Below are 15130 nucleotides of genomic sequence, written 5' to 3'. Positions count from 1 at the left end.
CGCTGGCCGGCAACCTCACGATTCCATGGTGGCCATCTGCCGGCCAGCGGCCGGCACTACCAAATGCCACGCCATACGCGAATCGCTCTGGTGGGTGCCGACCTTGGTCGGCACAGTGCCGGCAGCATCGCGATCTGACAGATGGTGCCAACCAAGGTTGGCACCTGCCAATTCCGAGCGGTGTCGGCCATTCCAATCCGCCGCAAGCAGACCTGATCGTCTGGTAGTGCCGGCCGCTGGCCGGCAACCTCACGATTCCATGATGGGCATCTGCCGGCCAGCGGCCAGCACTACCAAATGCGACGCCATACGCGAATCGCTCTGGTGGGTGCCGACCTTGGTCGGCACAGTGCAGGCAGCATCGCGATCTGACAGGTTGTACCGACCAAGGTCGGCACCCACCAAATTCGGGCGGTGTCGGCGATTCCAATCCGCCGCAAACAGACCTGATCGTCCGGTAGTGCCGGCCGCTGGCCGGCAGCATCGCGATCTGACAGATGGTGCCAACCAAGGTTGGCACCTGCCAATTCCGAGCGGTGTCGGCGATTCCAATCCGCCGCAAGCAGACCTGATCGTCTGGTAGTGCCGGCCGCTGGCCGGCAACCTCACGATTCCATGGGGGGCATCTGCCGGCCAGCGGCCGGCACTACCCAGTGCGAGGCCGTGCGCAACGCAGGCTTCCGCCCTCAGGTATTGGCCGGCGAACTCAACGGCGGGCGCACCAGGTCGCGGTGGAAGAAATAGATTTCCTGCACCAGGAAGCGCCAGCTGGTGTGGAAGCTGCGGAAGCGCGTGCTGGGCGTGGACGAGGCCAGCGCATCGATGCCGAGCGCCTTGCTCAGGCGCAGCGCGCGCGCCATGTGCAGCGGATCGCTGACGACGATCACCCGGTGCAGGCCGCGCTGGTCCATCAGCCGCTTGGCTTCAACCAGGTTCTGCACGGTATTGCGCGAAGCGGTTTCGATCAGGATCGCATCGTCCGGCACGCCATGCTTCAGCGCGTAACGCCGCGCCACCTGCGACTCGGAGAAGCGCGCACCGGTGCCGCCATAGCCACCGGTGAAGATCAGCAGCGGCGCATAGCGTGCTTCATACAGATCCAGCCCGTGGCGGATGCGTTCTTCGAACACCGGTGACGGCTTGGCGTCATAGGCGGCCGCACCCAGCACGATGATGGCGTCGGCCTTGGCGGCCTGGTCGCGCTCGCCGACCCAGACGATCCAGGCAGTCACACCCAGCAGCCAGATCACCAGCAGGACAAACAGCCGCCACAGCCAGCCCAGCACGCCGGTGCGAGGCCGATGCCGGTCGCGGCTCATGGCGCCCCCCAGCGCAACGCGGGCAGGTCGACGTTGCCGCCGGACAGCACCAGGCCCACGCGCAGGCCGGCAAAACGTTGCGGCTGTGCCAGCACCGCGGCCAGTACGGTGGCCGAGGATGGCTCGACCACCTGCTTGAGCACCTCCCACAGCAGGCGCATTGCGGCCATGGTCGCAGTGTCATCGACCACGATTACCTCGGCACCGGCCGCGCGCAGCAGTTCGAAATTCGGCGCGCCGATCAGGGTACGCAGTCCATCGCAGATCGTGTCCGGGGTGAACGCGCCCTGCCGCTCGCCAGCGGCCAGCGAGCGCGCGGTATCGTCGGCTCCGGCTGGCTCGGCCAGCACCAGGCGGGTCTGCGGGCTGGCGTGCTGCAGCGCCAGCGCGGTACCGCTGGCCAGGCCACCGCCGCCCACCGGCACCACCAGCACATCGAACGGGCCGTCGCTGTGCAGCAGTTCCAGGGCCGCAGTGCCCTGCCCGGCCATCACCGCCGGGTCCGTATACGGATGGACCAGGGTCGCGCCGGTATCGCCCTGCACCCTGGCACAGGTGGCCTCGCGGTCGGCGATGGTCGGCGGACAGCGCCAGAGCGTGGCGCCGTGGCGGGCGATGTTCGCCAGCTTCGCTGCCACCGCGCCTTCCGGCACCACCACATGACAGGGAATGCCACGCGTGCGCGCGGCCAGCGCCAGCGCGGCACCGTGGTTACCGGAGGAATGGGTCACCACGCCAGCGATGGCACGATCAGCATCAAGCGACCACACCGCGTTGCAGGCACCACGGAACTTGAATGCGCCACCGCGCTGCAGGTGCTCGGCCTTGAACGCCAGCTGTGCGCCGGCCAGCGCATCGAGCGTGCGCGAGCGCAGCACCGGCGTCACGCTGGCGTGCGGGGCGATCCTCGCCGCAGCAAGCAGGACGTCATCGGCGCGGGGCAACAGTGAATCGCTCATGACGCAAGATTAACGTATGGCTTCGCGCTGGCGACCGGACACAGGTCATGCCAGCATGCAGCCCTACGCCTCCATTCATCCTGGCCGGCGGAATTAAGGGCCGATTCAACGCTGGCGCCCGAAGCTGACTGCACACCCGTCCTCTGGGGGGACCCACCATGAAAATGCGCCTGATGCTTGCCGGTGGCCTGCTGCTGGCCCTGACCGGCTGCACCACCTACGACTATGTCGGCGGCGGCCGCAGCGGCAGCTACTACCACGGTGCGCCGTCGGTGGAGTACCGCTACCCGGCCGGCTATCCCTACAACTACGGCCCCTACTACGGTGGCTATGGCGGCTACTACGGCGGCTACGGCAATCCGTATTACTCGCGCCCGATCTACCGCCCGCCGCACAACCATCGCCCGCCGCCGCGCCCGGGCAATGGTGGCGAGCACCGTCCGCCGCCGCCGTCGCGACCGTCGTACAACGGTGGTTCGCCGTGGCGGAACATGGACTCGATGCGCCGCCCGCCGCAGTCGAACGCACAGCCGCCGGCGCCCCAGGCCCGTCCGGCACCGGCACCGAGTGCGCCGAGGATGAACGGTTCCCCCTGGCGCAACATGGATCGTGCGACGCAGCGCACAGTTGAGCGCTGAACCGTCTTGCATTTCACACGGTCCAAGCCGCAATCTACGCGGACAGTGACGGCCCGCGTCACAAAGTGACAAAAACGACACGGGCCGCCGCAAAAAGCTCTACGTCGATATCCGACAGGAACATCTGGATCCCCCCTGTTCCGGCCCTGTCGGATGTCGGCACCTCTGAAGGCAGACGGCCCCGCAATGCGGGGCCGTTTGTTTTGCCGGGCCGCCAACCGGCGAGAGCCCCAGCGTCAGTAGATCCACGCCATGCGTGGACGGGGCCTTTCCCGGCACCCCAAAAAAACAGGGCCGGACAGTCCCCCGACTGCCGGCCCTCTGCTCCCCCATCGTGCGCCTGTACCGGCCCCTGTTCCAATTCCGGTCACGGGCGCCTGCGGCGCCAGCCACGGTGGGTGCTATTGGGTTATCTGCAAAAATCCTGCCAACTTTAGGGCTGATTTCGGCGCCGGCCGGCCGGTACCGACGTCCCGGCCCCGAATGGCGCTAAAATCGCCACCCCGGCGCCGCCCCCCGGCCGCGCCCGCCCCCAGCTGAACAGCCCCCATGAATCCGTCCTTCCATCGTTACGACGTCATCGTCATCGGCGGTGGCCACGCTGGCACCGAAGCCGCGCTGGCCGCGGCCCGCACCGGCGTGCGCACCCTGCTGCTGACCCACAACATCGAAACGGTGGGCGCGATGAGCTGCAACCCGGCCATCGGCGGCATCGGCAAGGGCCACCTGGTCAAGGAAATCGACGCCCTGGGCGGTGCGATGGCGCATGCCGCCGACCGCGCCGGCATCCAGTGGCGCACGTTGAACGCCTCCAAGGGCCCGGCCGTGCGTGCCACCCGTTGCCAGGCCGATCGCAACCTGTACCGCATGGCGATCCGCGCCATCGTCGAAGGGCAGGACAACCTGACCGTGTTCCAGGCTGCGGTCGATGACCTGGTCATCGAAGGCGACGCCGTGCGAGGGGTCATCACCCAGACCGGCCTGCGTTTCGACGCCGGGGCCGTGGTGCTGACGGCCGGTACCTTCCTCGCCGGCAAGATCCATGTGGGCCCGACCCAGTACGCCGCCGGCCGCATGGGCGACCCGCCGGCCACCACGCTGGCCGCGCGCCTGCGCGAGCGCCCGTTCCAGGTGGACCGCCTGAAGACCGGCACGCCGCCGCGCATCGACGGCCGCTCGCTGGACTACGGCGTGATGGATGAGCAGCCCGGTGATTCGCCGCGCCCGGTGATGTCCTTCCTCGGCTCGGTGGACGAGCATCCGCAGCAGGTCAGCTGCTGGATCACCCACACCACCGAACAGACCCACCAGATCATCCGCGACGCGCTGCATCGCTCGCCGCTGTACAGCGGCCAGATCGAAGGCATCGGCCCGCGCTACTGCCCGTCCATCGAGGACAAGGTGGTGCGCTTCGCCGAGAAGGCCAGCCACCAGATCTTCGTCGAACCCGAAGGCCTGGGCATCGTCGAGATCTATCCCAACGGCATCTCCACCTCGCTGCCCTTCGACGTGCAGCTGGAGATGGTGCGCAGCATCCGTGGTTTCGAGAACGCGCACATCACCCGCCCCGGCTACGCGATCGAGTACGACTTCTTCGATCCGCGCGGGCTGAAGGCCTCCCTGGAAACCAAGCTGATCAACGGCCTGTTCTTCGCCGGCCAGATCAACGGCACCACCGGCTATGAAGAAGCGGCCGCGCAGGGCCTGCTGGCCGGCCTCAACGCCGCACGCCAGGTACGTGGACTGGATGGCTGGTGCCCGCGCCGCGACGAGGCGTACCTGGGCGTGCTGGTGGATGACCTGATCACCCACGGCACCAACGAGCCCTACCGCATGTTCACCAGCCGCGCCGAATACCGCCTGCAGCTGCGCGAGGACAATGCCGACCAGCGCCTGACCCCCGCCGGCCGCGAAATGGGCCTGGTGGATGACCATCGCTGGAGCGCGTTCGAGACCAAGCAGGCCGCCGTCGCCGCCGAGCGCGCGCGCCTGGGCGCACTGTGGGCGACCCCGGCCAATGCGCTGGGCCGCGAAGTGCAGGAAACGCTGGGCGTGGCGGTCAGCCGCGAAACCAATGTGCTGGACCTGATCAAGCGCCCCGAGCTGGATTACGCGCAGCTGATGCAGGTGCCGTCGCTGGGCCCGGCCGTGGCCGACGCCAAAGTGGCCGAACAGGTGGAGATCGGGGTGAAGTACGCCGGCTACCTGGATCGCCAGCGCGAGGAAATCGAGCGGCAGCAGCGGCATGAGGCCACGCCGATCGCCGAGGCGTTCGACTATGCGACCGTGCGCGGGCTGTCGGCTGAGGCACTGCAGAAACTGGAACGTGTGCGCCCGCAGACCATCGGCCAGGCGCAGCGTATCCTGGGCATGACCCCGGCGGCGATCTCGCTGCTGCTGGTGCACCTGGAGCGGGCGCGGCGCGGACGCGTGGCGTAACGCGGTCTCACCTGCTTCTGGTGGGTGCCGACCTGGGTCGGCACGAATCATCAGATCGCGATGCTGCATGCATTCGTGCCGACCAAGGTCGGCACCTACCGGAGCGGAAGACACACCCACATTGGCGGGCGCGTTACCGCGCGTCCGCGCCTCCGCCCAGCACCTTGAACAACGTCACCCGGTTGCCCGCTTCCTGCTGCTGCAGGGCGATCAGGTCCTGCTGCGCGGCATACAGGCTGCGCTGCGCATCCAACGACTGCAGGTAGCCATCCAGTCCGGTGCGGTAGCGCGCATCGGCCAAGGTGTAGCTGCGCTGGCTGTCAGCCACCAACGCGCGTTGCGCGTCCAGCTGCGCGGTCAGGTGATCGCGCGTGGCCAGCGCATCGGCCACCTCACTGAAGGCCTGCTGGATCGCCTTCTCGTACTGCGCGATGCCGATGTCCTTGCCGATCTTCGAGGCATCCAGCGAGGCCTTCAGTGCACCGGCATGGAAGATCGGCGCGGTGATGCTGGGCGCGAACGACCAGCCACGGGTGCCGGCCGAGAACAGCGTCGACAACGCGGTGGAACTGTGGCCGTAGTTGGCGGTCAACGCCAGCGTCGGAAAGAATGCGGCGCGCGCGGCACCGATATCGGCGTTGGCTGCCTGCAATGCATGCTCGGCGGACAGCACGTCCGGGCGCTGCAGCAACACGCTGGACGGCAGGTTGGCGGGCAGCGGCGCCAATGCGACGCTGCCATCCAGCGCCTGCGCGGTTGGCAGCAGGGCCGGATCCAGCGGTGCCCCCACCAACAGCTGCAATGCATCGCGATCCTGCGCCTGCTGGGTCTGCAGCTTCGCCAGCGCCCCGCGCGCGGCTTCCACGCTGGTCTGCACCTGCGACAGGTCCAGGCCCGAGGCCAGCCCCTGTGCATGGCGGGCCTCGGTGCGCTGAAGGGTCTGCTGCTGGCTGTCCAGCGTTTGTTGCGTGAATGCCAGCGACTGCTCGTCGGCCGCCAGCGCCAGCCAGGCCGTCGCCACTTCAGCCACCAGGCTGGTGCGCGCGGCGCGCTGGTTCTCGGCGCTGGCCAGCCAGTTCTGCAGCGCCTCGTTCTTCAGGCTGCGGATACGCCCGAACAGGTCCAGCTCCCAGCTGCTGATACCCACCTGCACGGCATCGGATTCGGTCAGCTGGGTGACGCCGGTCTCGCTGTTGGCATCGCTCACCCGCGAACGGGTGACACTGCCGCTGGCATCCACCGACGGCAGCAGTGCCGCGCGCTGGATGCGGTACTGCGCGCGCTCCTTCTCCACCTGCAGCACCGCCACGCGCAGGTCGCGGTTGTTCTGCAGCGCCAGCGCGATGACCTGCTGCAGGCGCGGTTCCAGGAACACTTCGCGCCAGGCCGGCATCGCCAGTGCCGGCTCGGCCTCGCCGGTGCCGGCATTGCCGAACTGTGCCGGCACCGGCGCCTCGGGCCGCTGGTAGTGCGGGGCCATGCTCACGCAGCCGCCCAGCACGGCGGTCATCGTTGCGGCCGCCAGGGCGCGCAGCAGCATCGGCTTCATGGGCTTGCCTCCGGGGCAGTGGCGTCGGCCGGCGCGCGGCCCGGGAACAGGCGGCGCACCAGCAGGTAGAACAAGGGCACGAAGAACATGCCCAGCACCATCGAGGCCACCGTACCGCCGGCCACGCCCGTGCCCAGCGAACGGCGCGCAGCCGAACCGGCGCCGGTGGCAAATACCAGCGGCAACACGCCCATCAGGAACGCCAGCGAAGTCATCACGATCGGCCGCAGCCGCAGGTAGACCGCCTGCAGGATTGCGTCGCGGGTACTCCTGCCCTGCTGTTCGAGGATGCGCGCGAACTCGACGATCAGGATGCCGTTCTTCGCTGCCAGACCAATCGTGGTCAGCAGGCCGACCTGGAAGTACACGTCGTTGTTGAGGCCACGCAGGTTCATCATCAGCACGGCGCCGAACACGCCCACCGGCACCGCCAGCATCACCGCGAACGGCACCGCCCAGCTTTCATACAGCGCGGCCAGGCACAGGAACACGAACAGCAGCGAGATGGCGTACAGCATCGGCGCCTGGTTGCCCGACAGCTGTTCCTGGTAGGCCATGTCCGACCAGGCGTGACTGAAGCCTTCCGGCAGCGTGTCGGCCAGGCGCGCGATCTCGGCCATCGCCTCGCCGGAGCTGACGCCCGGTGCCGGCTGGCCGGTGATTTCCATCGCCGAGATGCCGTTGTAGCGCTGCAGTGCGGCCGGCGCACTGGTCCAATGCGTGCTGATCAGCGACGACAGCGGCACCATCTGCCCGGCCTGGTTGCGCACGCTCCAGCGCTCGATGTCCTGCGGCTGCATGCGTGCTTCGGCGGTGCCCTGGATGAACACCTTCTTGATGCGGCCCTTGTAGATGAAGTTGTTGACGAAGTCGCCGCCCAACGCCGCGTTCAAGGTGTCATTGACGTCCTGCGGGTTCACGCCCATCGCCTGCGCCTTGGCGTCGTCCACCTTCACCGCGTATACCGGCGCGTCTTCCAGGCTGGCGTAGCGCACGTTGACCAGCTTCGGGTCCTTGGCGGCTTCTTTCAGCAGCGTGGTGCGCGCGGCCACGGCGGCGGCATGGCCGGCACCGCCTTCGTCCTGCAGTTCCAGGGTGAAGCCACCCGCATCGCCGAGGCCGAGGATGGCCGGTGGCGAGGTGATGAACACCTGCGCATCGGGCACGCTGGCCATCGCCCGCGTCAAGCGTGCGGCGATGGTATCGGCGTCGTCCTTGCGGTCATCCCAGTCCTTCAGGCGGATGAAGGCCTGGCCGACGTTCTGGCCGCTGCCGGTAACACTGAAACCGGCGGTGGCCTGGATCGAGAGCACGCCGTCGTCCTTCACCGCGACGGCACTCAGACGATCCATCACCGCCCGCGTCTGCTCCAGCGTGGAACCGGCCGGCAGCTTCACCAGCGCGTTGAGCATGCCCTGGTCTTCATCGGGCAGGAACGCGCCCGGCAGGTGCCACAGCAACAGGCCGGTGGCCACGCTCAGCACCAGGTAGAACAGTACGCCCAGCGTGCGCCGGCCGAGGAAACGATCCACGCGGTGACGCAGGCCGTTGGAGGTGCGCTCGAAGCGGTGGTTGAACCAGATGAAGAACTTGCCCAGCAGGCTCGGCTCGCCACCGTGGTCGCCATGCGGATGGCCGCCCTTGGGAATCTGGTGCAGGATGCTGCCACACAGTGCCGGGGTGATGGTCATCGCCACCAGCACCGACAGGATCATCGCGGCGGCGATCGTCACCGAGAACTGGCGATAGATCACCCCGGTTACACCGCTGAAGAACGCCATCGGCAGGAACACCGCGGTCAGCACCAGCACGATGCCGACCAGCGCGCCGGTGATCTGGCCCATCGCCTTCAGCGTGGCCGGCTTCGGCGCCAGCCCTTCGAAGGTCATCACCCGCTCTACGTTCTCCACCACCACGATGGCATCGTCCACCAGCAGGCCGATGGCCAGCACCAGTGCGAACATGGTCAGGGTGTTGATCGAATACCCGAATGCAGCCAGCACGCCGAACGTGCCCAGCAGCACCACCGGCACCGCGATGGTCGGGATCAGCGTGGCGCGCCAGTTCTGCAGGAACAGGTACATCACCAGCACCACCAGGATGATCGCTTCGATCAGGGTGATCACCACTTCCTTCAGCGAAATGGTCACGAACGGCGTAGTGGTGAAGGCCACGTGGGCGGTGTAGCCATGCGGCCAGTACTTCTGCAGCTGCTGAAGCCGTGCATCGATGGCCTTGGAGACGGCGATCGCGTTGGCACCGGCATTGAGTTCAATGCCCAGCGACGCCGACGGCTTGCCATTGAAGGTGCTGATGCTGTCGTAGCTTTCCGGCCCGAGGCCGATCTTCGCCACGTCGCCCAGACGCACCACGCTGCCGTTGGCATCGGCCTTGAGCACCACCTGCGCGAACTGCTCGGGCGTGTGCAGGCGGCTGCGCGCGGTTACCGTGGCGTCGAGCTGCTGGCCCTTCAGCGCCGGCTGGCCACCCAGCTCACCGGCGGAGACATCGGTGTTCTGTGCCTGCAGTGCGGTCTCGATGTCCGAGGGCATCAGCGCGTACTGGCGCATCTTCTCCGGATCCAGCCAGATGCGCATGGCGTATTCCTGGCCGATCGGCTGGATGTTGCCGACACCGCTGACGCGGCTGATCTGGTCATCGATGCGCGCTTCCATGAAGTTGGCGACATCGAAGTTGTCCATGCTGCCGTCTTCGCTGGTGAACGACAGCACCTCGAAGATCGAACCACTGGACTTGGTGATGGTCAGGCCGTTCTGCTGCACCGCCTGCGGCAGCGTGGCCATGGCGGCCTGCAGCTGGTTCTGCACCTGCACCTGCGCGGTATCCGGATTGGTACCGGTGGCGAACACCAGGTTGACCTGCGCCGAGCCGTCGGAGGCACTGGTCGAGGTCATGTACATCAGGTGATCGAGGCTTTGCTGGGACTGCTCGATGACCTGGGTGACCGCGTTTTCCACGGTCTGCGACGAGGCGCCGGTGTAGGTGGCGCGGATGGTGATGGTGGGCGGGGCGATCTGCGGGTAGCGGTCCACCGGCAGGATCAGGATCGCGAGCAGGCCGAGCAGGCTGACCGCGATGGCGATCACCCAGGCGAAGATCGGCCGGTCGATGAAGAAACGAACCATGTGGGCCAGGCCTCAGTGCGACTTTTCGTCGGTGTTGCCGTTCGGATCGACCGCCGGCATCGCCGCCAACTGCGCCGTCGTGGCCGCCACCGCTTTCACCTGCTGGCCGAGCGATACCGCGCTGCCGTTGCTGACGATCACCCGTTCGCCAGCCTTGAGGCCGCTGGTGATCTGCCACTGGTTACCGACCACCTGGCCGGTGCTGACGCGGCGCTCGACCACATGATCCTTGGCGTCGAGCAGGCGCAGCAGCGGTTCGCCGCGCTCGTTGCGCACCACCGCCTTCTGCGGCACCAGCAGGGCACGCGCGTCGGTGGCCATCGGCAGCACCGCCTTCAGGTACATGCCCGGCAACAGCAGGCCGTCCGGGTTCGGAATGACCGCGCGCAGCTTCACGTTGCCGGTGCCCGGATCCACTGCGCTGCCGACGAACTCCAACGTGCCTTCATGCGCGTAGGTGCTGCCGTCCTCCAGCAGCACCTTTACCTGTGCCTTGCCATCGATGTCCTTCACCAGGCCCGCATCGAGCTGCTTGCGCAGCGCCAGCATCTGCGTGCTGGACTGGGTGACATCCAGGTACACCGGGTCCAGCCGCTGGATGGTGGTCAGTGCCGTATCCTGGCCGGCCGCGACCAGCGCGCCGGCGGTGACGCTGGAGGTGCCGATGCGGCCGTCGATGGGGGCGGTCACCCGGGTGTAGTCGAGGTTGATGCGGGCAGCCTGCAATGCAGCGCGCGCGGCAATCACGTTGGCCTGCGCCTGCTTCAACGCCGAGGTGGCATCGTCGGCGTCCTGCTTGCTGGCTGCATCCATGCTCACCAGCGCGCGGGTGCGCTCGGCCTTCGGCTGTGCCGACAACACGGCGGCCTCGGCCTGCGCCAGCTGCCCGCGGGCAGTATCGAAGGCCGCCTGGTACGGTGCCGGGTCGACCTGGTACAGCAGCTGCCCTGCCTTGACCTGCTGGCCTTCGGTGAACAACCGCTGGCGGATCAGGCCGCCGACCTGCGGCCGCACCTCGGAGATCTCGAACGGCACGGCACGGCCGGGCAAGGTCTGCTGGAGTGCCAGCGGCTGCGCGCTGGCGATGATGACGCCCACTTCGGGCATGGCCGGGGCATCGGTCCTGCCCGCCGAACAGGCCGCTAGGGCCAGCAGCAGGGGCAACAGCAGGGGACGCGGGGAACGGGACAGCGGGCGCAGGAGGGACATGGGGGGCGTGGGGGCCTTGCGTTGACCCGTGCACGCTGCCGTGAAACTGTGCAGAGAATATGGAGATTGTGCGACGGGCTCAGCTGGCGCTTGCTTTCGGCGCCGCATGCGCCGCTAATGGCCTTCGCGATGGCGAAGTTCCAACTCAAATTCGGCCTGACCGCGAAGACCTTCCTCGCGATCTTCACCGCCTGCCTGCTGGTGCTGGCAGTGAACGGTATTGCCAGCCGCGTGGCCTTCCAGACCGGCTTCCTGGACTACCTCAACGACCAGGGCGACCTGCGCATGCAGCGGCTGATGCCACACCTGCAGCGCGAGTACCGCGAGCACGGTGGCTGGGAGCATCTGCACGGTGATGGCGACCGCTGGGCGCGGCTGCTGCGCCCGGACCTGGCCCATGGGCACGAAGGACCGGTGCCGTCGCTGTCCGACCAGACCGGCGTGCCGTCGCGCCTGGGCCTGTTCGACGCGCAGCACCGTTTCGTGGCCGGCAACCCCGACGCCACCAGCGATGACGAGCCGCATGGGGTGCAGGTGGACGGGCAGACCGTCGGTTGGCTGGGCATGGTGCCGTTCCAGACCGTCATCGCCACCAACGACCTGAATTTCTACAACACCCAGGTGCGCGCCTGGTGGGTGATCGGCATCGCGCTACTGCTGGTGACGGTACTGCTGGCCTGGCTGGTATCGCGTGCGCTGCGCCAGCGCCTTGCCAAGCTGGCCGCTGCCACCCACCGGTTGGCCGCCGGTGACTACGCCACCCGCATCGAGCGCACCAGTGACGATGAGCTGGACGCGCTGGTCAACGACTTCAACCGGATGGCGCAGGCGCTGGACGATACCGAACGCAACCGCCGCGCCTTCATTGCCGACATCTCGCATGAGCTGCGCACGCCATTGGCAGTGGTGCGCGCCGAGCTGGAGGCGATCGAAGATGGCATCCGTCCGCTGGACCGGGCCAACCTGGTGGGCCTGCAGGGCGAGATCCGCCAGCTGGGCAAGCTGATCGACGACCTGCACGACCTGTCGATGACCCAGTCCGGCGGCCTGGCGTACCGCTTCGCGCCACTGGACCTGGTGGCGCTGCTGCGCAGCGAACTCAATGGCATGCGCGTGCGCTTCGCCAATGCAGGCCTGGCGTTGGAAGAAGACCTGCCCGCCACGCCGTTGCAGGTGTCCGGTGACGAACGGCGCCTGCAGCAGGTACTGGCCAACCTGCTGGAAAACGCACTGCGCTACACCCATGCCGGTGGCCGCGTACGCGTGCAGGCAGCGCGCGTGCCTGCCGGCGTGCAGCTGGTCGTGGAAGACACCGCGCCGGGCGTTCCGCCCGACAAGTGTGCACTGCTGTTCGAACGCTTCTACCGCGTGGAAAGTTCGCGCAACCGCGCCAGTGGCGGCAGCGGGCTGGGCCTGGCCATCAGCCACAACATCATCCTCGCCCACCACGGCGTCATCCACGCCGCGCCCTCGCCGCTGGGCGGGCTGCGCGTGGTCATCACCCTGCCGGAGCCTGCATGAGTGCGTCGCCCGCCACGTCCACGAAGATCCTGATCGTCGAGGACGAGCCACGCCTGGCCTCGGTACTGCGCGACTACCTGGCCGCCGCCGGCATGGCCAGCGAGTGGGTGGACGACGGTGGCCAGGTGATCGACGCGTTCGTGCGCTACCAGCCCGACCTGGTGCTGCTGGACCTGATGCTGCCGCAGCGCGACGGCGTGGACCTGTGCCGCGAACTGCGTGCCAGCAGCGATGTACCGGTCATCATGGTCACCGCACGGGTGGAAGAGATCGACCGCCTGCTGGGCCTGGAGATCGGCGCCGACGACTACATCTGCAAGCCGTTCAGTCCGCGCGAAGTGGTCGCGCGGGTGATGGCGGTGCTGCGCCGCTACCGCCCGGACCCGGGTGCGCGCGCCAACGGTGGCCTGCACATCGACGAGCCGGCCGCACGCGCCACCTGGAACGGCAAGGGCCTGGATCTGACGCCGGTGGAGTACCGCCTGCTGCGCACGCTGCTGGCCACCCCAGGCCGGATCTGGGCGCGCGATGAACTGCTCGACCGGCTGTACCTGGACCATCGCGTGGTGGTCGACCGCACCGTCGACAGCCATGTGCGCAACCTGCGCCGCAAGCTGGCCGACGCCGGCATGGAAGGCGAGCCGATCCGTTCGGTGTACGGCATGGGCTACAGCTACGAGCCCTAGCCGGTAGTGCCGGCCGCTGGCCTGCAACCGCAGAATTCCAAGTGCGCCCATGAGCTTGCCGGCCAGCGGCCGGCACTACCGGTGCGCACCTGCGTTACAGTCGAGCACGCTCGACATTACGAACACAACTGCATGGACGACATCCACCCGATCGCGCCGGACAAGCGCGCCGCCATCCTTTCCACCCTGGCTGACATCGAACAGCGCTACGACGTACGCGTGCTGCTGGCCTGCGAGTCGGGCAGCCGCGGCTGGGGCTTTTCCTCGCCCGACAGCGACTACGACGCGCGCTTCATCTACGTGCATCGCCAGCCTTGGTATCTCAGCGTCAACGAGAGCACCGGTCCCGGCGAAGCGCAGCGCGATGTGATCGAACTGCCGATCGACGATGAGCTCGACGTGAGCGGCTGGGACCTGCGCAAGGCACTGCGACTGGTTTCAAAATCCAATCCGACCCTGATCGAGTGGCTGCGCTCGCCGATCGTCTACCAGCAGGATCAGGCGGCGGTGTCACAGTTGTGGGAAGCAGCGAAAGCGTTCCATTCGCCGCTGGGCACGTGGTGGCACTACTTCAACATGGCGCGCTCGAACCATCGCGGCTACCTGCGTGGCGAAACGGTGCGCACCAAGAAGTACCTGTACGTGCTGCGCCCACTGCTGGCCTGCCAGTGGATAGAGCACGAACAGACACCCCCGCCGATGGCCTTCGAGGATCTGCTGGACCGGCTGCTGCCAGACGGTGCGGTGCGTGAAGTCATCGATGCCCTGCTGGCGGTCAAACGGGCCAGCGCCGAGGTCGCCGCCGGGCCGCGCATTGCGGCGATCAGCGACTACATCGATCGTGAACTGGCCATCCGGACTGCGCAGGCGCCACAGCTGCCCGCCGGACGAGGTGATGCTGCGTGGCTGGATGAGCTGTTCCGGCAGATGCTGGCCGAGCACGCGCCTGCATGAAGAGCCGCACCTGCCGCTGGTAGTGCCGGCCGCTGGCCGGCAACCACGGAAATCCAGGCGTGCCGCGCGGTTGCCGGCCAGCGGCCGGCACTACCACACGGGTATCATCGTCGCGAACGCCCTGATTTCCGGAGACCCCGATGAACCCGCTGCGCCCCTTCCGCGACAAGATGCCCATCCTCGGCGAGCGCGTGTACATCGACCCGTCGTGCACGATCATCGGCGACGTGGAACTGGGCGACGACGTGTCGGTGTGGCCGGGCACGGTCATCCGCGGTGACGTCAATTACGTACGCATCGGTGCACGCACCAACGTGCAGGACGGCACCATCATCCACGTCAGCCACCACAGCCCGTACAACAAGGCCGGCTACCCGACCCTGATCGGCGAAGGCGTGACCGTCGGCCACGGCTGCATCATCCACGCCTGCACGATCGGCGATTACAGCCTGATCGGCATGGGCGCCTGCATCCTCGACGGTGCCCGCGTGGAGCGCCATGGCTTCGTCGGCGCCGGTGCGGTGATCGGCCCCGGCAAGGTGGTGGGCGAAGGCGAGCTGTGGGTCGGCAACCCTGCCCGGCCGGCACGCACGCTGAGCGACAAGGAGATCGAGTCGCTGCACTATTCGGCCGACCACTACGTGCGGCTGAAGGACGAATACCGGGGCTGAGCAGCCAACGCTGCCGCGCGGCTCTGCTAAAGTCTGGGC

At 67.6% G+C, this 15130-nt stretch carries 11 protein-coding genes; 6 read left to right on the top strand and 5 right to left on the bottom strand.

All coding sequences use genetic code 11. The features are described 5' to 3' along the window. Positions 1-686: 686 nt before the first annotated feature. A complete protein-coding gene (locus AC5P7E_RS19135) occupies positions 687-1331 on the bottom strand; it encodes a YdcF family protein (RefSeq protein WP_049485264.1) in 645 nt (214 codons plus the stop codon). Further along, positions 1316-2278, bottom strand: a complete 963-nt coding sequence (locus AC5P7E_RS19130) for a pyridoxal-phosphate dependent enzyme (RefSeq protein WP_049397696.1) — start codon at positions 2276-2278, stop codon at positions 1316-1318. The genes AC5P7E_RS19135 and AC5P7E_RS19130 overlap by 16 nt, the downstream gene beginning before the upstream one ends. Positions 2279-2436: 158 nt before the next feature. On the opposite strand from AC5P7E_RS19130, the gene AC5P7E_RS19125 reads away from it, so the two are divergent. Together AC5P7E_RS19125 and mnmG are read left to right on the top strand one after the other, a co-directional pair. Then, entirely contained in the window at positions 2437-2916 is a 480-nt protein-coding gene (locus AC5P7E_RS19125; protein ID WP_019661648.1) for a hypothetical protein, read from the top strand. A gap of 549 nt (positions 2917-3465) precedes the next feature. After that, the gene (mnmG, locus tag AC5P7E_RS19120; protein ID WP_495222862.1) at positions 3466-5355 is read left to right on the top strand and encodes a tRNA uridine-5-carboxymethylaminomethyl(34) synthesis enzyme MnmG; all 1890 of its coding nucleotides are present in this window, start codon (positions 3466-3468) and stop codon (positions 5353-5355) included. A 133-nt stretch (positions 5356-5488) separates the two neighbouring features. Here the strand turns inward: mnmG and smeC are convergent, their stop codons facing one another. From smeC to smeA, 3 genes are read right to left on the bottom strand one after another with little or no spacing between them, the layout of a single operon-like run. Further along, positions 5489-6904, bottom strand: coding sequence for a multidrug efflux transporter outer membrane subunit SmeC (gene smeC / locus AC5P7E_RS19115; protein WP_099527035.1), 1416 nt, complete (start codon positions 6902-6904; stop codon positions 5489-5491). Further along, entirely contained in the window at positions 6901-10050 is a 3150-nt protein-coding gene (gene smeB / locus AC5P7E_RS19110; protein WP_043035563.1) for a multidrug efflux RND transporter permease subunit SmeB, read from the bottom strand. The genes smeC and smeB overlap by 4 nt, the downstream gene beginning before the upstream one ends. A gap of 12 nt (positions 10051-10062) precedes the next feature. Beyond that, on the bottom strand, positions 10063-11259 hold the full coding sequence (gene smeA, locus AC5P7E_RS19105) for a multidrug efflux RND transporter periplasmic adaptor subunit SmeA (RefSeq protein WP_114619039.1): 1197 nt from the start codon (positions 11257-11259) through the stop codon (positions 10063-10065). Positions 11260-11376: 117 nt separating this feature from the next. Between smeA and baeS the strand changes: the two genes are divergently transcribed. From baeS to AC5P7E_RS19085, 4 genes are all read left to right on the top strand, one after another. Further along, on the top strand, positions 11377-12780 hold the full coding sequence (gene baeS / locus AC5P7E_RS19100) for a sensor histidine kinase efflux regulator BaeS (protein WP_043035565.1): 1404 nt from the start codon (positions 11377-11379) through the stop codon (positions 12778-12780). Next, on the top strand, positions 12777-13466 hold the full coding sequence (locus AC5P7E_RS19095) for a response regulator (protein WP_012481546.1): 690 nt from the start codon (positions 12777-12779) through the stop codon (positions 13464-13466). Before baeS ends, AC5P7E_RS19095 begins: the two co-directional genes overlap by 4 nt. 132 nt (positions 13467-13598) lie before the next feature. Beyond that, a complete protein-coding gene (locus AC5P7E_RS19090) occupies positions 13599-14420 on the top strand; it encodes a nucleotidyltransferase domain-containing protein (protein ID WP_005411529.1) in 822 nt (273 codons plus the stop codon). A 140-nt stretch (positions 14421-14560) separates the two neighbouring features. After that, entirely contained in the window at positions 14561-15091 is a 531-nt protein-coding gene (locus tag AC5P7E_RS19085; protein WP_005411530.1) for a gamma carbonic anhydrase family protein, read from the top strand. Positions 15092-15130 lie beyond the last annotated feature (39 nt).

The sequence above is a fragment of the Stenotrophomonas sp. YJH_SMC_25 genome (genome assembly GCF_059369595.1).
The sequence above is the reverse complement of the archived record's forward strand: the minus strand, read 5'-3'. Positions and strand labels throughout refer to the sequence as shown.